The organism is Paracoccus caeni, assembly GCF_016629665.1.
Classification (GTDB): Bacteria; Pseudomonadota; Alphaproteobacteria; order Rhodobacterales; family Rhodobacteraceae; genus Paracoccus; species Paracoccus caeni.
The window spans coordinates 79,853-102,077 of record NZ_JAEPRQ010000003.1; the positions used below are offsets into that span (position 1 = coordinate 79,853).

23 protein-coding genes are annotated in these 22,225 nt (G+C 62.2%); 7 read left to right on the plus strand and 16 right to left on the minus strand.

Annotated elements, in window-relative coordinates; all coding sequences use genetic code 11:
• Nucleotides 1-27: 27 nt before the first annotated feature.
• From JJJ17_RS09890 to JJJ17_RS09910, 5 genes are all read right to left on the minus strand, one after another.
• Nucleotides 28-1,839 carry a DUF4132 domain-containing protein gene (locus tag JJJ17_RS09890; protein WP_200685937.1) on the minus strand — a complete coding sequence of 604 codons (1,812 nt, stop codon included), beginning with the start codon at nt 1,837-1,839 and terminating at the stop codon, nt 28-30.
• A gap of 66 nt (nt 1,840-1,905) precedes the next feature.
• Nucleotides 1,906-2,679: an ABC transporter permease gene (locus tag JJJ17_RS09895; protein ID WP_234464021.1), complete on the minus strand. Its 774-nt coding sequence runs from the start codon at nt 2,677-2,679 to the stop codon at nt 1,906-1,908.
• Nucleotides 2,676-3,617, minus strand: coding sequence for an ABC transporter ATP-binding protein (locus tag JJJ17_RS09900; protein ID WP_200685939.1), 942 nt, complete (start codon nt 3,615-3,617; stop codon nt 2,676-2,678). The genes JJJ17_RS09895 and JJJ17_RS09900 overlap by 4 nt, the downstream gene beginning before the upstream one ends.
• A 27-nt stretch (nt 3,618-3,644) precedes the next feature.
• Nucleotides 3,645-4,838: an MFS transporter gene (locus JJJ17_RS09905; RefSeq protein WP_200685941.1), complete on the minus strand. Its 1,194-nt coding sequence runs from the start codon at nt 4,836-4,838 to the stop codon at nt 3,645-3,647.
• Nucleotides 4,838-5,419: an NADPH-dependent FMN reductase gene (locus JJJ17_RS09910; protein WP_200685944.1), complete on the minus strand. Its 582-nt coding sequence runs from the start codon at nt 5,417-5,419 to the stop codon at nt 4,838-4,840. The genes JJJ17_RS09905 and JJJ17_RS09910 overlap by 1 nt, the downstream gene beginning before the upstream one ends.
• A gap of 72 nt (nt 5,420-5,491) precedes the next feature.
• On the opposite strand from JJJ17_RS09910, the gene soxR reads away from it, so the two are divergent.
• Nucleotides 5,492-5,983 (plus strand): redox-sensitive transcriptional activator SoxR, encoded by a 492-nt coding sequence (gene soxR, locus JJJ17_RS09915; RefSeq protein WP_200685947.1) that lies wholly within the window; start codon nt 5,492-5,494, stop codon nt 5,981-5,983.
• 56 nt (nt 5,984-6,039) lie between these two features.
• Entirely contained in the window at nt 6,040-6,348 is a 309-nt protein-coding gene (locus tag JJJ17_RS09920; protein ID WP_200685949.1) for a hypothetical protein, read from the plus strand.
• Between the two features lie 3 nt (nt 6,349-6,351).
• Here JJJ17_RS09920 and JJJ17_RS09925 read toward each other — a convergent pair whose 3' ends face one another.
• Complete coding sequence (locus tag JJJ17_RS09925; protein WP_200685951.1) at nt 6,352-7,515, minus strand: MFS transporter; 1,164 nt, start codon at nt 7,513-7,515, stop codon at nt 6,352-6,354.
• Here JJJ17_RS09925 and JJJ17_RS09930 point away from each other — a divergent pair.
• A complete protein-coding gene (locus tag JJJ17_RS09930; RefSeq protein WP_200685953.1) occupies nt 7,474-8,415 on the plus strand; it encodes a helix-turn-helix domain-containing protein in 942 nt (313 codons plus the stop codon). The genes JJJ17_RS09925 and JJJ17_RS09930 overlap by 42 nt on opposite strands.
• A gap of 60 nt (nt 8,416-8,475) precedes the next feature.
• Here the strand turns inward: JJJ17_RS09930 and JJJ17_RS09935 are convergent, their stop codons facing one another.
• The 7 genes from JJJ17_RS09935 to JJJ17_RS09965 all read right to left on the minus strand — a co-directional run bounded on the left by JJJ17_RS09935 (nt 8,476) and on the right by JJJ17_RS09965 (nt 15,843).
• Complete coding sequence (locus JJJ17_RS09935; RefSeq protein ID WP_200685955.1) at nt 8,476-11,460, minus strand: valine--tRNA ligase; 2,985 nt, start codon at nt 11,458-11,460, stop codon at nt 8,476-8,478.
• 471 nt (nt 11,461-11,931) lie between these two features.
• Nucleotides 11,932-12,600, minus strand: a complete 669-nt coding sequence (locus tag JJJ17_RS09940) for a glutathione S-transferase family protein (RefSeq protein WP_200685958.1) — start codon at nt 12,598-12,600, stop codon at nt 11,932-11,934.
• Nucleotides 12,597-12,956, minus strand: a complete 360-nt coding sequence (locus JJJ17_RS09945) for a hypothetical protein (RefSeq protein WP_234464022.1) — start codon at nt 12,954-12,956, stop codon at nt 12,597-12,599. The genes JJJ17_RS09940 and JJJ17_RS09945 overlap by 4 nt, the downstream gene beginning before the upstream one ends.
• Nucleotides 12,953-13,594: a glutathione S-transferase family protein gene (locus JJJ17_RS09950; RefSeq protein WP_200685960.1), complete on the minus strand. Its 642-nt coding sequence runs from the start codon at nt 13,592-13,594 to the stop codon at nt 12,953-12,955. The genes JJJ17_RS09945 and JJJ17_RS09950 overlap by 4 nt, the downstream gene beginning before the upstream one ends.
• 34 nt (nt 13,595-13,628) lie before the next feature.
• Nucleotides 13,629-14,261, minus strand: a complete 633-nt coding sequence (locus JJJ17_RS09955) for a glutathione S-transferase family protein (RefSeq protein ID WP_200685962.1) — start codon at nt 14,259-14,261, stop codon at nt 13,629-13,631.
• Between the two features lie 67 nt (nt 14,262-14,328).
• Nucleotides 14,329-15,117, minus strand: a complete 789-nt coding sequence (locus JJJ17_RS09960) for a VOC family protein (protein ID WP_200685964.1) — start codon at nt 15,115-15,117, stop codon at nt 14,329-14,331.
• A 9-nt stretch (nt 15,118-15,126) separates the two neighbouring features.
• The gene (locus tag JJJ17_RS09965) at nt 15,127-15,843 is read right to left on the minus strand and encodes a DUF1428 domain-containing protein (protein WP_200685966.1); all 717 of its coding nucleotides are present in this window, start codon (nt 15,841-15,843) and stop codon (nt 15,127-15,129) included.
• A gap of 98 nt (nt 15,844-15,941) precedes the next feature.
• On the opposite strand from JJJ17_RS09965, the gene JJJ17_RS09970 reads away from it, so the two are divergent.
• A complete protein-coding gene (locus JJJ17_RS09970) occupies nt 15,942-16,610 on the plus strand; it encodes a winged helix-turn-helix transcriptional regulator (RefSeq protein WP_200685968.1) in 669 nt (222 codons plus the stop codon).
• Between the two features lie 72 nt (nt 16,611-16,682).
• Here the strand turns inward: JJJ17_RS09970 and hppD are convergent, their stop codons facing one another.
• The gene (hppD, locus tag JJJ17_RS09975; RefSeq protein ID WP_200685970.1) at nt 16,683-17,780 is read right to left on the minus strand and encodes a 4-hydroxyphenylpyruvate dioxygenase; all 1,098 of its coding nucleotides are present in this window, start codon (nt 17,778-17,780) and stop codon (nt 16,683-16,685) included.
• A gap of 132 nt (nt 17,781-17,912) precedes the next feature.
• Between hppD and JJJ17_RS09980 the strand changes: the two genes are divergently transcribed.
• Nucleotides 17,913-18,368: an Lrp/AsnC family transcriptional regulator gene (locus JJJ17_RS09980; RefSeq protein ID WP_200685973.1), complete on the plus strand. Its 456-nt coding sequence runs from the start codon at nt 17,913-17,915 to the stop codon at nt 18,366-18,368.
• Here JJJ17_RS09980 and maiA read toward each other — a convergent pair.
• Both maiA and JJJ17_RS09990 read right to left on the minus strand, forming a co-directional pair.
• Entirely contained in the window at nt 18,365-18,997 is a 633-nt protein-coding gene (maiA, locus tag JJJ17_RS09985) for a maleylacetoacetate isomerase (protein WP_200685975.1), read from the minus strand. The two genes, JJJ17_RS09980 and maiA, sit on opposite strands and share 4 nt — an antisense overlap.
• Entirely contained in the window at nt 18,994-19,416 is a 423-nt protein-coding gene (locus tag JJJ17_RS09990; protein ID WP_200685977.1) for a MarR family winged helix-turn-helix transcriptional regulator, read from the minus strand. The genes maiA and JJJ17_RS09990 overlap by 4 nt, the downstream gene beginning before the upstream one ends.
• Nucleotides 19,417-19,555: 139 nt before the next feature.
• Here JJJ17_RS09990 and hmgA point away from each other — a divergent pair, with 139 nt between their 5' ends.
• Nucleotides 19,556-20,917 (plus strand): homogentisate 1,2-dioxygenase, encoded by a 1,362-nt coding sequence (gene hmgA / locus JJJ17_RS09995; protein ID WP_200685979.1) that lies wholly within the window; start codon nt 19,556-19,558, stop codon nt 20,915-20,917.
• A 10-nt stretch (nt 20,918-20,927) separates the two neighbouring features.
• Nucleotides 20,928-22,190: a fumarylacetoacetase gene (gene fahA, locus JJJ17_RS10000; RefSeq protein ID WP_200685981.1), complete on the plus strand. Its 1,263-nt coding sequence runs from the start codon at nt 20,928-20,930 to the stop codon at nt 22,188-22,190.
• Nucleotides 22,191-22,225: the final 35 nt, after the last annotated feature.

The following is a 22,225-nucleotide window of genomic DNA, read 5'->3' on the forward strand; positions in this document are numbered from 1 at the left end:
ATCGGCAGCGCGGTCAGCCGGGGGGGTCTAAGACCGCCCGCCGACGCTGACCAGCAGATCGGTTTTTCGCATCACTTCTGACAGGATACGTCCGGGCACCTGATCCAGCCGCTTTTGCGGGCCAACAAGCCAAAGGTTCCCGGTCGTGCCGCCTCCTCCTGAGCCGGGATAGGCCCGCGCGCCTGCGGAGAAGGTGAAATCCACCCCCGACAGATGCAGGTGCAACTCGTTGTCAAAGCCGAAACGCCAGCCCTGTGATCGCGCCAGTCCCATTAGCGGGGTTCCCGATATCATCTGCCCGGCGAAGGCCGAAATGACCCGACCGTCCATCTCGGACGACGCGGGGCGGTAAATCTCACGACCGGCCTGCGGGAAGGGTTGATTTTGACCGTTCTCTTCAAGCCTGAAACGCCATTCTTTTGCAAGCTCGTCCGGCGTTTCGACCGGATGCCACAATCGCACCAGATCATTGGGATCGAAGGGGCGTGTGCCGTTATCCTGCAACCGCCACTGAAGGGTCTTGCCGCTGTGAACGGGCATGGCGGTGACGGCCATGTCCTTCCCGTCCGCGACCACCTGCCAGATCAGATCGCGGGACAGGTTCCATGCATGCTTGCGGTCCGGGCCGAAGCGCTGCAGCCAAAGCACCGCAGGAAGTGCCGCAGGCTCTGCCATGAGCGACTGCACCGCATCGCGAAAGGGCAGTTGCATATCCTTCGAAATCGGCTCATCGGCGGGCAAATCCAGCAGACCTTCGGGACGGGCGATCAGCGAACTGCGGGCGGTGCGCAGCAGGCGCTCCAGCTTCTTCTTGACGCCCGCGTGGCGGCAAGAGGCGGCCACGTCTCGCATGATCGAAATCGCTTCCGGGCGCGGTTCGTAAATCGTCGCATTCGCAAGTTGAAGCGTCAGCGATTGCGACGGCATCGTCTTGGCCTTTGGGTCCGGCGCGACTGAGGCCATGCGCCAGATCGGACCGATTGCCGCCATGCACCACTGTTCAGACCGCGCCAATCCGAACATCACCGCCCGCGCAATCGCGCCGCAATCATCGACGACGAACGCGCCATCGGCCTTGTAGCTGACACGGCCTTCGGCGATGTCGGCCATTCGGATGACGGCCTGTTCCACGATACTGCGCGCGAAATCGGCATAATCAGGGGTGCTTGCCACCAGCGTGGCAAAGGCATCCCTCGCCTCGGGATCTGGTTGCGCGCCATAGGGCAGATATCTGTGTTCAAGAAACCGGATCAGGGGCAGCGCACCTGCCTTGGCATAGATACCGCGTTCGGTTCGCGCCAGTTCACCCTTGGTCGAGGCCTGCCAAGCAGCCAAGGCGGTGGCGATTGCTGCGGGGTCCTGTGCAAGACTTGCCGCCGCCAGCCGCTCTTCCGGTTGGTGGCGACGGTCCAGCAGGGGCAGCATCTTTTGCAGGCGGGAACGGGTCTCGGCCTCCGGCTCTTCGCGCATTCGCAGGATCATCGACCGCAGCAGGTGGATGATGCGCGATAGCTTAACGTCCTCGGGCGAATATCTTGGATCAGGTGACGGTTCGGGCGTCCAGTTGTCGATCAGCCAGCGCAGCGCCGACAGCCCCTCGTCGAAGGACTGCGCGCGGAAGACAGCCTGCTTGCCCGAGAACTCGATGGAGCTGGCCAAGGGCTCGATGCGGCGGTCCAATCCCGGCTGGCCACGCACGCGCCATGCCAAGGGGATCAGATCGCCGAGATCTTCTGGCGAGAGTTGCCTTGTCAACTCGGCCAGTTCGCCGAAATCGTCCGGCGGCGAGACGGCGGCTTCCAGAATACTGCGGGCGCGGTCAATTGGCCTGTCGGTCATGCGGCGTCAAATCCTTTGGGTAAATGACGCCAGCATGATGATCGGACCAACCTTTGCAAGTCGTCCTTATTCTCTCAACCGCCAGCCCGTCGCGAAGATCCAGCGGATAATGCCCAGACAGATCGCGATCATGACGCCCACGGCGAGCAGCGACACGCCGACCGGCACATCCGCCATGCCGAAGAACGCCCAGCGGAAGCCCGAGATCAGGTAAAGCACCGGGTTCAGCTTGGCCACCGCTTCCCAGAAGGGTGGCAGCATGTTGGCCGAGTAGAAGGCCCCGCCAAGGAAAACCAGCGGCATGATCACCATCATCGGGACAAGCTGCAACTGCTCGAACGACTTGGCCCAGAGACCGATGATAAAGCCCAGCAGACTGAAACCGACCGAAGTCAGGAACAGGAAGCCCAGCATCCAGAAAGGGTGCAGGATGTGCAGATCGACGAAGAAGAAGCTGGTCAGCAGGATCATCATCGCGATCAGCATGGCCTTCGCCGCCGCCGCGCCGACAAAGCCCAGCGTGACCTCGATCCAGCCGACGGGCGAGACCAGATATTCATAGATCGTGCCGCTGAATTTCGGGAAATAGATCCCGAAGCTGGCATTGCTGACCGCCTGTTGCAGCACCGTCAGCATCATCAGGCCGGGCACGATGAACGCGCCATAGGCGACGCCCTCGACCGACTGGATGCGCCCGCCGATGGCCGCGCCGAAGACCACGAAATACAGCATCGTGGACAGGACAGGCGACAACAGCGACTGCATGATGGTGCGGAAGAAGCGCATCATTTCGTGGTGGAAGATCGCCCAGATACCGGGCCAGTTCACCCCCATATTCATGCTGTCACCTCATCCTGCGTCTCGGTCACAAGGGTCATGAAGACCTCTTCCAGATTGGACTGCCGGGTCGAGACGTCCCGCACCGTGATCCCATGAGCGGCGAGATCGCCCAAAAGCCGTGCGATCCCCGTCCGTTCCGCCCGCGTGTCATAGTCATAGCGCAGCGCCTTGCCGCCCTCGGTCAGCGACAGATCGCGGTCGGCAAGCGCTGCGGGGATTTCCGGCAAAGGCTCGTCCAACTCGATCGTCAGGGTCTTCTTGCCGAATTCATCCATCAGTTCCGCCGTGGGCTTCACCAGTAGAAGCTGACCGTGATTGATGACGCCGACGCGGTCGGCCATTTCCTCTGCCTCTTCCAGATAATGCGTGGTCAGGATGATGGTCACGCCGTCGCGGCGAAGTTGTTCAACCACCTGCCACATCTCGCGCCTGAGCGCGACATCGACGCCCGCCGTCGGCTCGTCAAGGAACAGCACCTTCGGGCGATGGGCCAGCGCCTTGGCGATCAGCACCCGCCGCTTCATCCCACCCGAAAGCTCTTTCGTCGCCGCATCGCGCTTGTCCCACAGCGCCAGACTGCGCAGAACCTGCTCGATATAGGCGTCGTCCGGGCCTTCACCGTAAAGGCCGCGGGTAAAGCGGACGCTGTTGATCACCTTCTCGAACGGCTCAAGCGCGATTTCCTGCGGGACCAGCCCGATCATCCGTCGCGCGGCACGCCAGTCGGTGCGGATGTCATGGCCGCCGACCCGGACGGTGCCGCCGGTCGGCACCACCAGCCCGCAGATGATCGAGATCAGCGTGGTCTTGCCCGCACCGTTCGGGCCAAGAAGGGCGATGATCTCACCCTCGTTGATGGTCAGGCTGACATCGCTCAGCGCCTTGGTGCCGCTGCCATATTGCTTCGACAGGTGGTCGATTTCGATGATGCCGGTCATGCCGGTCTCCTTCTTTTGCCTGACGGATCAGGATATGCGCGTCGGCCGGGGCGGCGCTTGCCGCATCAGCATCAGGGTCAGGATCACGGCCAGAACGACAAAGCCCGCCGCACCGGCGCCAAAGGCACCCGCATAGCCCAGACGTTCGACCAGAGGTTGCGTGACCAGCGGTGACAGAAACTGACCCAGAAAAATGGCCGAGGTGACAGCGCCCGAGACAAGTCCCCGATGCCGGGCAGGGGTCACGTTCAGCGCAGTGGTGATGAACGTTGGCATACATAATCCCAGACCGGCTCCGATCAAGGCGGTCCCGATCATTTCGACGCCCAAGGTGTCGCCGGATGCCACGGCGGAAAATCCCATGGCCAGCGTCAGATAGCCCGAAACCGGCGTCCCGATCCGCCCCAGCCAAGGCCGGATCCAGCCCGAGACCACCGACATGATCGCCGCCGCGAACATCATCGACCCCATGACGTAACCGGCCTTCTGCGGATCGGGCATGCCCAGACCTTGCAGGTGATAGGGAAGCTGCGTCGGCACCGCGTAGAAGATGACAAATGTCAACCCCGCCGCCACGGACATCACCGCGACAGTGAATTGCCAGCCCGGTTCCGGCTCTGCCTCGGGGATGGCGTTGTCGTGGCCGGTCGCAGCAGGTGCAGGCTCGGGCAGGACGCGCCAGATGAACGGAAAGAAAACGATTGCAAGTGCGTAGATGGCAAAGGGCAATCTGGGGTCGATTGCCGCCATTTCGCCCGCAGCCGTGACGAAGATCAGCCCGCCGACATTGGTTGCGGCCATCTGATAGCCCAGAAGGCGACCCCGCTCTGGCCCTTGAAAATAGTCCCCGATCAACGCGGCCTGTGCGACCATGATCGTCGCCACCCCAAGCCCAAGCACCAGCCGGCTGGCAAGGATCGCCTCGATCGAGTTCAGATAAAGCCCAGCCGTTCCGGCCAGCGCATAAACGATCAGCCCGATCAGCAGCGGCCTGCGTCGTCCCAGCCGGTCGGTCAGCGCCCCCGCAAACGGCGCGATGATCGCCACCAGCAGCGAAGGCGCGGTGATCAGCAGCCGGGTCAACGTCGCGGCAAGGGGATTGTCGGCGAACTCGGCCTGCAGCCCCGGCAGTGAGGGTGTGATCGTGGCGTTCGACATGATCGTCAGGGTGGCGGCCAGCATCAGCCCCCAAGCGCGTGGGTCAAGAAGGATACGATCCATTACCCGGCCTCCGGTGTATAGGGCCGCGCTTGCCGTGCCTCGGCCAGCGCATCTGCCCACCATTTCAGACGATGCGCAAAGATCGCCATCGCGGCCTCGGCCGCGGCGGCTTCGTTCGCATCAAGGATATGCCCCGCCTCGTCGAACTTGCGCCAGGGCGAGGCGAAGCTGACCGTATCGCGCAGCGTCACCGTATGCACCTCGGCCAGCACGATCCGCAGCGATTCGATGGCCCGAAGCCCGCCCGAGATGCCGCCATAGCTGATCAGCCCCACGGGCCGCGCCCACCATTCGGAAATCACCGCATCGATCAGCGTCTTAAGCTGACCGGGCGCGGCGTGGTTATATTCGGGGGTGACGATGACGAAACCGTCCAGCCCTTCCATCCGCTTGCGCAGCCGCGTGGTCGCCTCGGTATCGCCGATCTGCACCGGCAGAAGTGCCGGGTCGGCGGGATCGATCACCCGCGTCTCGAAACCATGATCGCTCAACTGGTCGATCACCCATGCGGCCACACGATCATTCACCCTCCCTTCGCGGATTGATCCCAGGATCACCCCGATCCGATTGCCGACTGCCATTGCCTGCTCCTTGCCAATCTTCCGTTGGTCTGCGACCCTAAGACCTCAACCATAGTTCAGGACAAGTGTTAAATGTCCAACGATATCAATAACCATAAAACTTTGCCTCCGATCCTTTCGGTCGGCGCATTGTCCCGGCGCAGCGGCATCGCGATTTCTGCGATCCACTTTTACGAGCGCGAGGGCCTTCTTCGCTCTACGCGCAACGCCGTTGGTCATCGACGCTATTCCCGAGCCTCTCTGCGTATTCTGGCGATCATCAAGGCGGGTCAGCGCGCCGGGATACCTTTGGCATCCATCCGTCATGCGCTTGGTCCGGCTGTGTCGGGCGATGCGCTTGGGCAGGATGAGTGGCAGAGGATATCGGAAGGCTGGCGGGCGGACCTCGAAGAACGGATCAGGACGCTGGAACTGGTGCGAGACAGGCTGAGCGGATGTATCCGCTGCGGCTGTCTGTCGCACGAGGCGTGCCGGATGTTCAACCCCGGAGATACGGCAGCAGCCGATGGTCCCGGCGCGAAGGGGCTGGAGGTGCAGCATTTCGGGCCGGATAGCGCCGGATGACAGGTGTGATGTCGCTGCGTTATGCTGCGGTCACATTCCCAAGAAGGCCGCGCCCGATGAGTGCAGAAAAGACCGATCAGCGTCCCGCCATTTCCTTCCAGACAAGGGTTCTGCGCAAGGAAGAGTTTCTGCCGCGCTACATCGTCGTGAAGCCTGAATACGTGCCCGGCCGCACCGCAGCTTTCCCGGCGGATGTGATGCTGAACGAGGCGGGTCCGTTCCGCCGCAACATCCGGCCTTGGGGCAAGGGCTCGGACGTGTTCTTCTTCAACCTGACGGCGCCGCAATGCGAGAAGGCGGGGCTTGGCACGAATGACGAATGCTGGGTGACGATCCGTCCGCTGACCGATTCGGAAAGCGCCTGAGTGTCATTCACCGTTTGATGGCCGACTGATCGCCAGCGTTGTCGCAAGCATCGTCGCACCGAAGGCGCAGAATGCGGCAAGCCCGAACATATGCGGCCAAGAAACCCCGGCAGCAAATCCGGCCAGAACCGCACCAAGCGCCCCGATCCCGTCCATCAGCGCGAAGGCAAGGCCCAATGTCGTCCCCTCGCTTCGCCCGGTATGATCCACTGCCGTCGCAAGCATGGTCGAACGGATCGCATCCAGCGCGGCGACAGCAATGATCATCGTCACGATCACCGCCCATAACGGCAAAGTCGCTACCAGAACCAGACAGGCCAGCCCCGCCAATGCAGTCCCGACGACAAGAACGGGTCGCCGCCCCGAGCGGTCCGAGACTCGCCCGGCCCATGGCTGCACCACCGCGCCCAGGACCAGCATCGCCGAAAAGATGACCCCGACCGTCCCGCTGCCCAGACCATGGGCCTCGACCAGATAAAGCGGGATCATGCTCAGCAGCGCCATCAGAGCCATGTTGTAGAGACAGATCATCCCGATGCGTTGACCATTCACGCCGCGCCATGTCGCCAGAAGCACGGTCAAATCCTTCCGGCGCAGTGGTCGGGCAGAGATGATCGGGACGCGACGCACCACGCGCAGCAGGCAAATCCCGACGATCAGCGTCGGCAGCACCGAGACGATCAGCGCTTCGCGCCAGCCCACCCATAGAAGCATGAGCCCGACCAAAAGCGGAGCCAGAATCTCGGCCGCCGATCCTCCGATGGCGTGGATGCCCAAGGCCCAGCCGCGCCCTTGTTTGCTGTCCTGCGCCAGAATGCCCGCTGCAATCGGATGCCACGCAGCGTTTCCCATACCAGCTATCGCCAGCAAAAGGGCGAGCGACCAGAAGTCCGTCGCGAAGGCCGCAGCGGCATAGCCGATCACGATCCACCAGAACGTTGCGAGAAGCCAGCGCCCCCGGTTCGGCGCATGATCTGCGATCATCCCTGCAGGTAAATAGGCCAGCGCGCCGCCGATATTGAGGACCGTGAACAGCAGCCCGACCTCGGCAGGCGCCAGTGCCATCGACATCCCCGCAGCCGGAACGATCAGCCACAAAGCGGCGATTGGCCAGTCATTGGCGAGATGGCCGATGGCAAACCATGTGTGGAGGCTGCGCGCGCTCATCTTGGTATCCTTTTGCGGCCGACCACCGCGACCCAAGAGGGGGATATCAAAGATCGCCTCGACCCTTTATCGATGCTTGGGCATAATCTATCGAGAAATCGTCAATATCATCTTATGCCCATTCGTGATCAACGCATGATCTTTGGACCAACACGGCCCCGCTATCTTGCTGAACTTGTCGGCTCTGCATCCGGCGAGGCTACCGACTGGCATAGTCACAGCTTTGGACAGTTGATTTCGTCGATCTCGGGCACAATGTATGTCGGCACCGAAACTCATGTGCTGCTGCTCAGCCCCGCCATGGCGATCTGGATTCCTCCGGATGCCGGGCACTGGATGCGCACCAGTTCCAATAACGAGATGCTCTATGTCGATGTGAACCGCGCCGAGGCGGTGCATCTGGGTCAGGCGTGCCGGGTCATTGCGATGACGCCTTTGCTGAACGCGTTGATGCGGGCGACCTTGCCGGATGTTGCCCGCAGCGCCGCCCACCATAACACCCTGCACGATCTTCTGCAGAAAGAGTTGGTCGTCGCGCCGGATGTGCCGCTATCACTGGTGCTGCCGCGGGACAGCCGCATCCGTCCGCTTGCATTGTCGGCGTTGAACAATCCCGGAGACATTGTGTCGATCCAGCGATGGCTGTCATCGGCACCGACCAGCCGCAAGACGATTGAGCGGCTGTTTGTTTCTCAAACCGGCATGTCGCCTGCCCGTTGGCTTAAGCATGCGCGGGTGCTGCATGCCATTTCGCGGCTTGCCTCGGGTGAAAAGATCAGTTCGGTTGCGCTGGATATGGGATACGAATCCGCCAGCGCCTTCGGATACATGTTCCGCAAAAGCATTGGCCAGACGCCCGGTATGTTCCGCCCACCGACGCCCGAATTGGACAATAAATAGGCTCTGGAAAGAGTGTTGTGCTGGCGGAACGAAACAGTTCATCTCTCCGCCAGCATCCGGTTACATCGCCGCGAGTTGCTCCAGCGCCGCCTGCAGCCTTGCGATATCGTCGTCCAATGCGGCCAGCTTGTCGCGGGTCTCCTCGATCACTTCGGCTTCGGCATTCTCGACGAATTTCGGATTGGACAGGCGCTTGCGCAAACCATCGGCATCCTTTTCCGACTTCGCCTGCGCCTTTTGCAGTCGTGCCGTTTCAGCCGCAGCGTCGATCACGTCGCCGATCGGCAGCGCAAAGCTGGCCCCTGTGGCCGAGACCGCAATCATGCCCTTGCCCGCCGTGCCGTCCACCGGCGCATTGACGCGGGCGAGACGCTCGATCAGCGGCGCATTGGCGGTCAGGGCGTCGCGGGCGAAAGCGTCGGCCTCGGTCACGATCAGGTCCAGCTTCGCGCCTGCCGGAACGCCCATCTGCGCGCGGGCCGAACGGACGCTTTCAATCAGCGCGATGACCCAGTTCATCTGCCGATCCGCCTCGGGGTCGATCAGCTCTGCGCCATAGGTCGGCCAGTCGCCGTGAACCAGCATCTTTGAGCGATCACCCGTCAGTGCCCAAAGCTCTTCGGTCACGAAGGGCATGATCGGGTGCAGCATCAGATAGCACTGATCCAGCACCCACCCCATCGTGGCGCGGGTTTCATCGGCCAGATCGCCATCGAAAAGCGGCTTCGAGAATTCGACATACCAATCGCAGACCTTGCCCCAGACAAAGGCATACAGCCCGGTCGCGGCGTCGTTGAAGCGATAGGTCTCCAACGCCTCATCGGTCGCCTGACGGATGCGGGCAACCTCGCCGATGATCCAGCGGTTGACGTTGTGGCTGGGATCGGGACGCGGGTTGCCGCCGCGAACGCCGTTCATTTCGGCGAAACGGGTGGCGTTCCAGATCTTGGTGACGAAGTTGCGGAAGCCCTCGACATGGCGCGGCCCCAGCTTTGGATCGCGGCCCATCGCGGCCATGCTGGTCAGCGTCATGCGCAGCGCGTCGGCGCCGAAATCGTCGATCAGCGTCAGCGGGTCGATGACGTTGCCTTTCGACTTCGACATCTTCGCGCCCTTTTCGTCGCGCACGAGGCCGTGGACATAGACGGTGTGGAAGGGGATGTCCTTGGCGACTTCCAGTTGCATCATCATCATCCGGGCGACCCAGAAGAAGATGATGTCAAAGCCGGTGACCAGAACGTCGGTGGGGAAGTATTTCTTCAGCTCCGCCGTGTCTTCCGGCCAGCCCAAAGTGCCCAGCGGCCAGAGGCCTGAGGAGAACCAAGTGTCGAGAACGTCAGGGTCGCGCCAGAGATGTTGAGATTGAGCGCCAAGCGTAGCCGCCTCTAGTCGGTCGTCTATCGCCTGCTGAGCATCGGTGACCTCGTGGATTTCCGTCGTACCGTAATGTTGCCTCGCCAGTGCCGCTGCTTCATCAAAAGACACGGCGCAGAAGGCGACGGGATTGTCGTAATCGGCCTGTTGGTCGTTTTTCTGTCCCGGCCCATACCAAACCGGGATCTGATGCCCCCACCAAAGCTGGCGGCTGATGGTCCAAGGCTCGATATTTTCCAGCCAGTTGAAATAGACCTTCTTGTGCTGCTCGGGCAGGATTTCGGTGCGGCCGTCGCGGACTGCCTCTATCGCCGGGCCGACGATCTGCTTGGTATCGACGAACCACTGGTCGGTCAGCATCGGCTCGATCACCACGTTCGAGCGGTCGCCGAAGGGCTGCATGATCGGCTTCGCCTCGACCAGTGGGCGCTTTTCCAGATGCTCGGCGCCGGTTTCGGCGTCGATTTCTTTGTGCAGATAGGTGACCGCCAGCCCCTCGGCATTGATCTGATCGATCACCAGCTTGCGGGCGTCATAGCGGTCAAGGCCGCGCAGATCGTCGGGGACAAGGTTGACGTTGGACACGTCGCCCACATCCTCGCCCCGCGCGGCGCGGGTGGCGATGGCGGCACTGTCGGCATAGGAAAGGCCATCGGTGCGCATCGCGCCCTTGGTGTCCAGCAGCGCGTAAAGCGGGATGTTATTGCGGGTGGCGACGCCGTAATCGTTGAAATCATGCGCGCCGGTGATCTTGACCGCGCCCGAGCCGAAATCGGGGTCGGGATATTCGTCGGTGATGATCGGGATCAGGCGGCGGTGTTCCTTGGGGCCGACCGGGATTTCCACCAGCTTGCCGACGATCGGTGCATAGCGGGCATCGTCCGGGTGAACCGCGACCGCGCCGTCGCCCAGCATGGTTTCGGGGCGGGTGGTGGCAATCGAGATATAGTTCCGCGTCTCTCGCAGGGTGACGTTGCCGTCCTCGTCCCGTTCGACATATTCATAGGTTTCGCCACCGGCGAGCGGGTATTTGAAGTGCCACATATGGCCGGGAACCTCGCGGTTCTCGACCTCCAGATCGCTGATGGCGGTCTCGAAATGCGGGTCCCAGTTCACCAGACGCTTGCCGCGATAGATGATACCTTTGTTATACAGATCCACGAAAACGCGGATGACCGCGTCGTGGAAATTGCCGTCCTCGCCCGCAGGGGCGCCGGGCGCGCCGGACATGGTGAAGGCATTCCTGGACCAATCGCAAGACGCACCCAAGCGCTTCAATTGATTGATGATCGTGTCGCCGGATTCCTGTTTCCACGCCCAGATTTTCTCGACAAAGGCGTCGCGTCCGATGACCCGGCGGTTGGGTTCCTGCCGCTCGGCCATGCGGCGTTCCACGACCATCTGGGTGGCGATGCCCGCATGGTCCTGACCGGGTTGCCACAGCGTGTCAAAGCCGCGCATGCGGTGCCAGCGGATCAGGATGTCCTGAAGCGTGTTGTTGAAGGCGTGGCCGATATGCAGGCTGCCGGTTACGTTCGGGGGCGGGATCATCACGGTAAAGGTTTCGCTGCGCGAGGCATTGGCCCCGGCGGCGAAGGCGTTGGTGTTTTCCCATTCGGCGCTGATGCGGGCCTCGGCGGCCTCGGCGTCAAAACTCTTGTCCATGCTCATGCTGGCGATCCCCTTGCTTGGGGACGGATTAGCGAATGTGGCCAGAAAGGCCAAGGTTCGAATCCAATCGACGCAACGGCTGCGGGCGTTGCTTTGGGTATTTGGGCAACGGAGAAAGGGCTGGTCCTGGATTTTTCAGCAAATGCTGGGGAACCGGGGGCACAGGGCGTCCACCGGCGATGCACCGGACGTGCACAGGCTGTACACCGCTTGCGCGCGGTGGTGTTGCGCGGCGGGGCGTTGGGTTGGAAGATCAGCGCAGAATGCGAGCCTGTGGGATGTGCCCGCCCGGAGCAAAGGTGCCGCAGGCACCGCCGGGCAGTGCCCGTCCGCCCCACCGGGCGGGCACTTTGGTGAGGTTTCGCGATACGGATAGGTCTGACGGGACGGCACCATAAAGTGCCAAATACAAGCGTTCCTGTGCCCACCCGACGGACGGGCACCGCCCTTGTTGTTGGGGCGTAACTCTTACTAGAGGAAACGGGCCGGGACGCGCTCGGGGAAGGGGAAATAGACAAGCCACGGCTTTGCCTCGTCCAGAACCCGGATCACCGAGGGGCGGGTCAGCAGGCGTTCGAAATAGGCCGACAGGTTTGGATGGGCGTCGAAGGGATGCAAAATGCCCGCATAGAACAGCGCAGGCACCGCCGCGCAGTCGGCGATGCTGAAATCACCGGCAAGCCAGTCGCGGTCCTGAAGCTGACGGTCGGCGGCCCGGTAGGCGCGATCAAGTTGGCTGGTGGTGTAGGGGGTCACGTAAGCCTCGGCTTCCTTGGCCATGAACAGGCGCGCATCGACGATCTGCTGCATCGTATTGGCGATGTGGATATCGCAGAAGCGGTCCCACAGTCGGGCGGTCAGCGCCTTGTCCGGGTCGCGGGGCAGCAGCGGGTGCGGGCCCGGATGGTGGCGGTCCAGATATTCGATGAGGATCGAGCTTTCGGCCAGCGTCTCGCCCCGCGCCTGATCCTCAAGCGCGGGCATCTTGCCCATCGGGGTCAGGGTCAGCATCAGGTCGCGTTCCGATTGCTGGCTGGGATCGACATGGCGGAAGGTGAAATCCGTGCCGTTTTCGTAAAGCGCCACCAGAACCTTGTGGCAATAGGCGGCAAGGGGGTGGCCGTAGAGGGTCAGGCTCATCTCTCATCCGATTTTGGTTGGCGGACCAGCAGGACCGTGCCCGCCGGGTCCGAGGTCCAGTGGCCGGTGACACCGTCCAGCGGCTCAAGCTCGTCCCGTTGCGGGCTGCCGAGGCTGGCCAATGCGGCATCAGGGTCGTCGCTGAACAGTTCCAGCCAGATATCGACCTGCGATTGCTGCGGCACGCGGTCGATCCACAGGGTCAGGTTGCCGAAGGCGAAGCCGGTTGAGTTCTGCATCTCGCGGGTAACGGGCAGGCCGACGCGGTCGCGGTAATAGGCGACGGTTTCGTCATAGCGGTGCAGCGGCACCTTGATGGCGATATTGCGACCGGGGGTGATTGCGGGGCTGGTCATGCGGTGGCTTCCTTTTCGTCTGCGGCGCGCCAATGCGCCATCTGGTCGGCCAAAGCCTTGCGAAAGGCCGGGCGGGCGGTGGCGCGTTCGGCATAGGCGGCCAGTTCGTGGACATCGTCCAACAGACCGTATTGACCGGGCAGACGCAGGATTTCCGCCATCAGCAGATCGGCGACGGTAAAGCGGTCGCCGGTCAGCCAGTCGCGCCCGGCCAAGACCGACTGCAATTGCTGGAACCGCAGACGGACCAGTTCCTCGCGCCGGGTCGCGGCGGCTTCGTCCTTGTCCATGAATTTCGACAGGAACCACGCCATGCTGTAGATCTCGACACTGTTCAGCGCCGCGATCAGCCATTGTTGGACCTGCTGGCGCAGATCATCGGGCATCATCTTGGTGCCCTCGGCCAGATGCAGCAGGATCGCACCGCTTTCGAACAGCACGGTGTCGCCGTCCTGAATGAACGGCACCTGTGCAAAGGGCTGCATGGCGATATGCGCGGCGGTCTTTTCCCGCAGCGGCACGGTTGCAAGCTGATAGGGCTGGCCCAGTTCCTCAAGCAGCCAGCGGATGCGGATATCGCGGACATAGGGGCGCGGAAATTCCGGCACCCAGTCATAGGTGGTCAGGATCAGCGTCATCGGTCGTCCTCTGTTCAAGCCCGTGCGGCCAGCCTCAGGCGGCAGCGGCGTCCTTCCAGTGCTGCATGTGATCCTGCATCGCGCGCGCGAAAGCGGGGCGCGCGGTAATGCGTTCCGCATAGGCGGCCAGTTGCGGCAGATCATCCAGCAGGCCGTTTTCGCCGGGAATGCGCAGCATCTCGGCCAAAAGCAGATCGGCCACGGTGAAGCTGTCGCCGACCAGCCAGTCACGGTCGCCCAAGGCGGTCTCGACCTGTTTCAGCCGCTGGCGCAGCATCGGTTCGGCCTTGGCGGCGGCGGCCTCGTCCTCTTCGAAGAATTTGGCATCGGCCCAGCGCATGAAATAGGGCTCGACACTGTTCAACAGCGCTACCACCCATTGCAGCACCCGCGCGCCATCCGCACCGGCGGGTTTCAGCGCCGTGCCTTCGGCGAGATAGAGCAGGATCGCGCCGCTTTCGAACAGCGACAGATCGCCGTCGCTTATCATCGGCACCTGTCCGAAGGGCTGGCGCGACAGATGCTGGGCGGTTTTTTCCGCGCCGGGAACGGTATCGACCTGATAGGGCAGGCCCAGTTCCTCGAGCGTCCAGCGGATGCGGAAATCGCGGACATAGCCATGTGCGAATTCCGGCACCCAGTCGAATGTGGTCAGGGTAATGGTCATGTCGCGCCCTCCCTTGCGCTATGTTGCACCGCTGCCCGCGCGGATCGGCGGGCAGCGGTCGATGCTGTCAGGCGGTATGTTCCAGCGGCCCGACCACGGCGAAGGTCGCGCCTTGCGGATCGGTGGCGATGGCGATCCATGCACCGCCCGGCACTTCCTGCGGGCCGTGGATCAGGTTGCCGCCAGCCTGCTTGATGCGCTCGATCGCCGGATTGGTGCCGTTCACGCCGAAATAGGGCAGCCACGCCGGAACCTGCGATACGCCGATACCCATGACGCCGCCAATCTCGGCCCCGTCATGGCGGAAAAGCTGATAGGTGCCCATCTCGCCCATATCCAGCGCATCGCCCGCCTGCCAGCCCAGCAGATCGGCATAGAAGGCGAACCCGGCCTGGGGATCGCTGGTCATCAGCTCGGTCCAGTTTCCATGCCCGACCTTTTGCTGATGGAAGGCGTTGCCGCCTTGCCCCTCCTGCATCGGCAGGGGTGCAAGCAGACCAAAGGCCACGCCTTGCGGGTCCGAGACGACGGCAAAGCGCCCCGTGCCCGGAATATCGGCAGGCTCACGAAAGACCGAGCCACCCGCCGCCGTGATGCGCGCGACCGTCTGATCCACGTCATCGACGCCGAAATAGGTCATCCAGTTCGGCGGCACCTGCGCCATCGGCGCGGGCTTTTCCATCAGCCCGGCCACCATATCGCCGTTCGAGGTGCCGAGGTGGTAGGTGAACCCCTCCATCCCCGAATCCTGCACCTGCCAGCCCAGCACCTGCGCGTAGAAATCACCCGCCGCGCCAAGCTGACCTGCTTCCGTCGCCAGTTCGTACCAGACCGGCCTGCCGTGAACCTGTGCCATCAGCCGACCTCAGCGCAAATCGACGATGGGCAGGAAGCCGCCCCAGAACATGCGCTTGCCGTCAAAGGGCATCTCGGGAAATTCCTTGCCCTCCATCTCGGCCTCCATCTGCTTTTGCGCATCGTCAGCGGTCTTGCGGTCGGGCCATTCGATCCAAGAGAACAACGGCACCTCGCCCTCTTTTGCATCGGCGGCACGGTAGAAATCGGTCTGCTTGCCGTGTGGCACATCCTCGCCCCAGCATTCGATCTGAAACGTCGCGCCATAGCCCGCAAACATTTCCGCAGCGCCCTTGGCCATGTCGATATAGGCCTGCTTGTTCGCGGCGGGTGCGGCCAGAACGAAGCCCTGGATATAGCTGCCCGACCTGGTTTCGCCTTCCTGAACGATCGGGGCAAAACCGCCCCAGAACATCCGCATGCCGTCGAAGGGCATGTCCGGCATCTGCTGCATGTCCGGGTCGCTCATCATGTCATTCCACGCGGCATCGGCGGTCGCGCGGTCGGGCCATTCGATCCACGAAAAGACCGGGGTTTCATCATCCTTGGCATTGGTTGCGCGATAAAAATCGGTCTGCTTGCCGTGGGGGACATCCTCGCCCCAGGATTCCATCATGCGCAACGCGCCGCGTTTCTTGAAATGCGGCCAGGCGCCGGTGGCGTGGTCAATATAGGCTTGCTTGTTCGCCGTCGGGACCGAGGCGACGAAGCCGGAATAATAGGACATTTCTACCTCCTGCAAAGCGAGAGAATCGCTTTCTACCCTTGAAAGGTCGCACCGTTAGTATCATAATGCAACTGTTAGTATGAAAAAGATATCAAACTATGAGCAAAGATCAGCGTATCCGTTACGATGAAGGCTGTCTGGCCGCCCATACGCTGAACGTGGTGGGCGATCGCTGGGCGTTGCTTGTCGTGCGGGAACTGATGTTTACGCCCAAGAGGTTCCAGAAAATCCGGCAGGGATTGCCCGGGATCACGGCGGCGGTGCTGACGCAGAGGCTGGGTCAACTGGTCGAGGCGGGGGTGGTGCGCCACGACAAGGAACTGGCCATCTATGCGCTGACCGACAGTGGAAGCGCGTTGCTGCCGGTGCTGCAGGCGCTGTGCCATTGGGGCGCGCTTCATCCCGGTCACGATCCGAGCCGCTTCATCAGCCCGACGGCGCTGATGATTTCGATGACGGCGCTGATCCTGCCGCTGGCCCGGTCAAAGATCACTGCGGGGATGGATTTCGGGACCGAATGCTTCGTGCAGGAAATTACGGAAGACAGTCGGCTGCGCGTTCGGGCGGTTTCGGAACCGGCGGGGGATTTCGTGCTGAGGGGATCAACCAACGGCGCGGCCTGGGCGGTCTATGGACCGGACCCTGTCACCGATCTGGTGCGGCAAGGGGTGGTGGAGATATCGGGATCGGAATCCGCCGCGCAGGACTTCATCGACCTCTTCCACTATGGCCAGAAAGAGCGACCGCAGATCGGAGTGCTGGCTTAAAAGACCGATACCAGCATCGCTGAATGCGGGCGCCCGACGACAGCCGGGCACCTCGCCATTCCTAAGGGCCGATCACGAGGCGTTCAAAACGCCCCGCTCGATTTGATCCTGTTCGATGCTTTCAAAGAGGGCGCGGAAATTGCCCTCGCCAAAGCCGTCATCCCCCTTGCGTTGGATGAATTCGAAGAAGATCGGCCCGATCACGGTTTTCGAGAAGATTTGCAGCAGAATCCGCGTCTCACCGCCGTCAACCACGCCTTCGCCATCGATCAGGATGCCGTGTTTGGCCATCCGGTCCACCGGCTCATCATGGCCCTTCACGCGGTCGAAGGACATGTCGTAATAGCTTTGCGGCGGTTTCGGCATGAATTTCAGCCCGCGTTCGGCAATGGCGTCGGTCGCCGAGTAGATGTCTTCGGCACCGACCGCGATATGCTGGATGCCTTCGCCATTATAGCGCTTCAGATATTCGACGATCTGCCCGGTCTCGCCGCGATCCTCGTTGATCGGGATGCGGATGCGCCCGCAGGGAGAGGTCAGCGCGCGGCTGAACAGGCCGGTGAACTTGCCCTCGATATCGAAGAAGCGGATTTCCTTGAACTTGAACAGATCGCCATAGAAGCCGAACCACTTGTCCATATTGCCCTTGTGGACGTTGTGGGTCAGGTGGTCGAGATAGTGGAAGCCAACGCCCTTCGGTCTGCTGGTATCGGTAAAGTCGAACTCGGTCTCATAAGGGTTGCGGTCGGGGCCGTATTGATCGGTGAAATAGATCAGCGAGCCGCCGATGCCGATAATGGCGGGCCAGTCCAGCGTTTTGCCGGGGCCTTCGTAGGGGGTCGCGCCCAGCTTTACCGCATGGTCGAAGGCATGTTTCGCATCGACGACGCGCCAGCCCATTGAGGGCGCGCAGGGGCCGTGCTCTTCCACGAACTGCCGGGCATGGCTGCCGGGTTCGTCGTTCAGGATGTAGGTGATGTCACCCTGCTGCCAAAGCTCGATCTTCTTCGACTTGTGGCGGGCCGTGAGGGCATAGCCCATGCGCTGAAACAGGTCGCGCAATTGCTGCGGCTCGGGATGGGCGAATTCCACGAACTCGAAGCCGTCGGTGCCGGCGGGGTTCGCCTCGGAAATTGTCTGGAGCGGGGCGTCATGCGGGAAAGGGCCCATGAATTCCTCCATTTGCTGAGTTGCAGAAACAGTCCCACATCTCGCGCGCGGAGGGTGCGCAATGTTTCGCTTCAATAGGCTGCAATATGCGTGCTATTCATCGTATATGAAATCAAAATGCGAGATTTACGCATGAGAGACGCAACAGATTCCCGATTGCTCGCGGCTGTCCAGCGCCGGGCCGACATGACGGCGCAGGAATTGGGCGAGTTGTTGCACCTGTCCGCCAGTCAGGCTGCCCGTCGCCGCGCCCGGTTAGAGGATGACGGCGTCATCACCGGCTATGGCGCGCGGCTGAACCCGGAACGGCTGGGGCTGGCCGTGCAGGCTTTTGTGCAGGTGCAGATGGCGGCGCATAATGCGGGTAACGCCGAGGGGTTTGCGAAGCTGGTCCAGACGCTGCCCGAGGTGGTCAGTTGCTGGACCCTGACCGGCGAGGCGGATTACCTGCTGCGCGTCTGGTGCGGCGATCTTGCGGCGCTGAACGCGCTGATTCACCATCGGTTGCTGCCACATCCTGCCGTCGCGCGAGTGCAAAGTCAGATCGTTATGGACCAGCCAAAGGCGGATTCGGGTCTGCCGGTCTAGGTGGGCTGCCACCGATCAGGATGCGCCGCCGCGACCGCAGGCAATTCCTGCAGCGCTGCAGTCACCGCCTGAATGTGCGGCATCCCCGACAGATCCACGCCCCATCTTTCGGCGTTATAGATCTGCGGCACCAGACATAGATCAGCCATACTTAGCTGATCGCCGTGGCAGAACGGCCCGGTGCGGGGATGATCCAGCATCCTTTCCACCGCTGCCAGCCCGCTGCCGATGAAGTGCCGCATCCAGTCCTCCATCGTGATCGCCCCACCCGAGACCTCCGCCGCATGACGGGCCACGCGCAGATTGCAGACCGGATGGATCTCCATCGCCACCGCATAGGCCAGCGCCCGAACCCTTGCCCGGCCCGCCGCATCGCCCGGCAGAAAGCCTGCCTGCCGCGTCTCGTCCAGATATTCGATGATCGCCAGCGATTGCGTAAGGGTCAGCCCGTCAATCTCCAAAGTCGGCACCAAACCCTGCGGATTGCGGGCGATATTCTCGGAGCCGCGATGCTCTGCGGTCAGCAGATCGACCGCATGGCTCTCATGGGGCAACCCAAGATGCGCCAGCGCGATCCGCAGCCGATAGGCAGCCGAGGATCGCCAGTAATCATGCAGGATCACGTTCATTCGTTCAGAAGCCTGTCCAGCGAGGCATGGAAGGCCTTGGACTCTGGCCCAAGGATGCGTTGCAGGTCGGCGTTGAAGCGATTGGCGAGCGGGATCAGCTTTTCCATCACTTCATGCCCCTTTTGGGTCAGCGACAGCGAGACCAGCCGCCGGTCCGTCTGATTGACGACCTTGGTGATCAGACCCTGCTCTTCCAGCCGGGTTGCGGCGCGGCTGACCTTGGATTTCTCCATATCCACCCGTGCCTGAATCTCGCGGACCGAGACCTCGCTTTCCTGCGACAGATGCGCCAGCACCCGCCATTCCGAAACCGAAAGCCCGGCTTCGGCCATATAGCGACGCTCGAACGCGCGGCTGACCCGAGAGGCGGCGACGGCAAGGCGATAGGGCAGAAAATCGTTCAGCGCAAAGGGCGTCATGGTGGTGAATCCGCTTGTCCAGTCCGGCACCATTCTCGGCACAGGCCGGTGGAGAGTGCAACCTTGCCCCATTAAAACTTGACTTCATTGCAAATGCAATGAATATTTGTGAGGGAAGATTCAGGGGAGGGATTCTGAAATGACCGTTTTCGATCTGCCTCAGGGTATGGTGCGCGCCGTTGGCGATAATGGGCCGCATGACGGGTATATGCCCGGTTTCGGCAATGATTTCGAAACCGAGGCGTTGCCGGATGCCTTGCCGCAGGGCATGAACTCGCCCCAGAAATGCAATTACGGCCTCTATGGCGAACAGCTTTCCGGCACCGCCTTTACCGCGCCAAGCCATCAGAACGAACGGACCTGGTGCTATCGCATCCGGCCCAGCGTCAAGCACACGCATCGCTTCACGAAGATCGATGTGCCGTATTGGAAATCCGCGCCCTGCATCGATCCCGACATCATCAGTCTGGGCCAGTATCGGTGGGATCCGTTGCAGGTGCCAGATGAGCCGCTGAACTGGATCACCGGCATGCGGACCATGACCACGGCGGGCGATGTGAACACCCAGACCGGCATGGCCAGCCATATCTATCTGGTCACCGAATCGATGCAGGACGCCTATTTCTTCTCGGCCGACAGCGAATTGCTGATCGTGCCGCAGGAGGGTCGCCTGCGGTTTTGCACAGAGCTTGGGATCATCGATCTTGAGCCGAAGGAAATCGCCCTGATCCCGCGCGGTCTGGTCTATCGGGTCGAGGTGCTGGAGGGCCCGGCGCGCGGCTTTGTCTGCGAAAACTACGGTCAGAAATTCCACCTGCCGGGGCGGGGGCCAATCGGCGCCAACTGCATGGCGAACCGGCGTGATTTCAAGACGCCGGTGGCGGCGTTCGAAGATCGCCAAGTGCCTTCGACCGTCACCGTCAAATGGTGCGGACAGTTTCATGTAACCGAGATCGGTCACAGCCCGCTGGACGTGGTGGCGTGGCATGGCAACTACGCGCCCTGCAAATACGATCTGCGCACCTATTGCCCGGTCGGCGCGATCCTGTTCGACCATCCCGATCCGTCGATCTTCACCGTCCTGACCGCGCCGTCGGGTGTCGAGGGCACGGCGAATATCGATTTCGTGCTGTTCCGCGAACGCTGGTTGGTGGCTGAAAACACCTTCCGCCCGCCGTGGTACCACAAGAATGTCATGTCCGAACTGATGGGCAATATCTATGGCGTCTATGATGCCAAGCCCAAAGGCTTCGTCCCCGGCGGCATGTCGCTGCACAATTGCATGTTGCCGCACGGCCCCGACCGTAACGCCTTCGAGGGTGCCTCGAATGCCGAGCTGAAGGCTGAAAAGCTGGACGAGACCATGAGCTTCATGTTCGAGACCCGCTTCCCGCAGCACCTGACCCCCTTCGCCGCCCAGCCGGGCGCGCTGCAAGAAGATTACATCGACTGCTGGGGCAGCCTTGAGAAGAAATTCGACGGCACGCCCGGCCTGAAGTGAAGGACACAAGATGCCCCTGATCCGCTCATGGCTCGACAGCGCCAATGCCGCCGATTGCCCCTTCCCGCTGAACAACCTGCCCTGCGGTGTCTTCAGCCTTGATGAAACCGAGCCCCGCTGCGGGGTGGCCATCGGCGACGTGATCCTTGATGTCTCAGCACTTGAGGCTGACGGCTTGCTGGAACTGGACGGCGGCCCCTATCTGGACGTGCCATTCTGGAACGAGTTGATGGCGGCAGGTCCGGCGATATGGGCCGATCTGCGCGACCGCATGACCGAGCTTCTGGCCGAAGGCAGCGAATGGCGCGAACAAGTTGTGCCCTATCTGGTCGCACAGGACGGCGCGGTCCTGCATCTGCCGTTCCTGATTGCCGAATACACCGATTTCTACGCGGGCCGTCACCACGCGTTCAATGTCGGCACCATGTTCCGCGGGGCCGAGAATGCGCTGCCGCCGAACTGGCTGCATATCCCCATCGGCTATAACGGGCGGGCATCCTCGGTCGTGGTGTCAGGGACCGAGGTGCGCAGGCCGTGGGGGCAGATCAAAGGCCCGGACGACGCCGCGCCGCGCTTTGCCCCCTCGGCCCGGTTCGATATCGAGCTGGAATTGGGGGCGGTGGTCGGCACGGCCTCGGATCCCGGTTATCCGGTGACGGTGGCCGAGGCGGATCAGATGATCTTCGGCTATGTCCTGCTGAACGACTGGTCGGCGCGGGACATTCAGGCGTGGGAGTATCAGCCGCTTGGACCGTTTCAGGCCAAGGCCACCGCGACGACCATTTCGCCGTGGATCGTGATGCGCGCCGCGCTGGAACCGTTCCGCACCTCGACCCCGGATCGTGAAAAGCCGCTGCTGCCCTATCTGCAAGAGCCGCGCCCGATGCTTTACGACATCGCGCTGGAAGTCGGGCTGATCCCTCAAGGCGGGGCGGAGACGATCCTCAGCCGCACCAATTACGCCGAGATGTATTACTCGGCCCCGCAACAGCTTGCCCATCACACGACTTCGGGCTGTGCGATGAATACGGGCGATCTCCTGGGCTCGGGCACGATCTCTGGCCCGACCAAGGACAGCCGGGGCAGCCTGCTGGAACTGAGTTGGGGTGGGAAAGAGCCGATTGCGATCGACGGCGGCACCCGCAGCTTTATCGAGGATAACGACACGCTGATCCTGCGCGGCGCGGCGCGCGGGGACGGTTATCAGATCGGCTTCGGGGATTGCGCGGGTAAGGTCATTCCGGCGCTGGCCGACCCTTACAAACGGCGCTGATGCCCCACAAAAAAGGGTGGGCTTAAAAGCCCACC

Bases quoted from the DNA above. Each gene is read 5' to 3' on its own strand.
- JJJ17_RS09890 (WP_200685937.1), bottom strand. From the start codon at position 1,839: ATGACCGACAGGCCAATTGACCGCGCCCGCAGTATTCTGGAAGCCGCC.
- JJJ17_RS09895 (WP_234464021.1), bottom strand. From the start codon at position 2,679: ATGAATATGGGGGTGAACTGGCCCGGTATCTGGGCGATCTTCCACCAC.
- JJJ17_RS09900 (WP_200685939.1), bottom strand. From the start codon at position 3,617: ATGACCGGCATCATCGAAATCGACCACCTGTCGAAGCAATATGGCAGC.
- JJJ17_RS09905 (WP_200685941.1), bottom strand. From the start codon at position 4,838: ATGGATCGTATCCTTCTTGACCCACGCGCTTGGGGGCTGATGCTGGCC.
- JJJ17_RS09910 (WP_200685944.1), bottom strand. From the start codon at position 5,419: ATGGCAGTCGGCAATCGGATCGGGGTGATCCTGGGATCAATCCGCGAA.
- soxR (WP_200685947.1), top strand. From the start codon at position 5,492: ATGTCCAACGATATCAATAACCATAAAACTTTGCCTCCGATCCTTTCG.
- JJJ17_RS09920 (WP_200685949.1), top strand. From the start codon at position 6,040: ATGAGTGCAGAAAAGACCGATCAGCGTCCCGCCATTTCCTTCCAGACA.
- JJJ17_RS09930 (WP_200685953.1), top strand. From the start codon at position 7,474: ATGGCCGATGGCAAACCATGTGTGGAGGCTGCGCGCGCTCATCTTGGT.
- JJJ17_RS09925 (WP_200685951.1), bottom strand. From the start codon at position 7,515: ATGAGCGCGCGCAGCCTCCACACATGGTTTGCCATCGGCCATCTCGCC.
- JJJ17_RS09935 (WP_200685955.1), bottom strand. From the start codon at position 11,460: ATGAGCATGGACAAGAGTTTTGACGCCGAGGCCGCCGAGGCCCGCATC.
- JJJ17_RS09940 (WP_200685958.1), bottom strand. From the start codon at position 12,600: ATGAGCCTGACCCTCTACGGCCACCCCCTTGCCGCCTATTGCCACAAG.
- JJJ17_RS09945 (WP_234464022.1), bottom strand. From the start codon at position 12,956: ATGACCAGCCCCGCAATCACCCCCGGTCGCAATATCGCCATCAAGGTG.
- JJJ17_RS09950 (WP_200685960.1), bottom strand. From the start codon at position 13,594: ATGACGCTGATCCTGACCACCTATGACTGGGTGCCGGAATTTCCGCGC.
- JJJ17_RS09955 (WP_200685962.1), bottom strand. From the start codon at position 14,261: ATGACCATTACCCTGACCACATTCGACTGGGTGCCGGAATTCGCACAT.
- JJJ17_RS09960 (WP_200685964.1), bottom strand. From the start codon at position 15,117: ATGGCACAGGTTCACGGCAGGCCGGTCTGGTACGAACTGGCGACGGAA.
- JJJ17_RS09965 (WP_200685966.1), bottom strand. From the start codon at position 15,843: ATGTCCTATTATTCCGGCTTCGTCGCCTCGGTCCCGACGGCGAACAAG.
- JJJ17_RS09970 (WP_200685968.1), top strand. From the start codon at position 15,942: ATGAGCAAAGATCAGCGTATCCGTTACGATGAAGGCTGTCTGGCCGCC.
- hppD (WP_200685970.1), bottom strand. From the start codon at position 17,780: ATGGGCCCTTTCCCGCATGACGCCCCGCTCCAGACAATTTCCGAGGCG.
- JJJ17_RS09980 (WP_200685973.1), top strand. From the start codon at position 17,913: ATGAGAGACGCAACAGATTCCCGATTGCTCGCGGCTGTCCAGCGCCGG.
- maiA (WP_200685975.1), bottom strand. From the start codon at position 18,997: ATGAACGTGATCCTGCATGATTACTGGCGATCCTCGGCTGCCTATCGG.
- JJJ17_RS09990 (WP_200685977.1), bottom strand. From the start codon at position 19,416: ATGACGCCCTTTGCGCTGAACGATTTTCTGCCCTATCGCCTTGCCGTC.
- hmgA (WP_200685979.1), top strand. From the start codon at position 19,556: ATGACCGTTTTCGATCTGCCTCAGGGTATGGTGCGCGCCGTTGGCGAT.
- fahA (WP_200685981.1), top strand. From the start codon at position 20,928: ATGCCCCTGATCCGCTCATGGCTCGACAGCGCCAATGCCGCCGATTGC.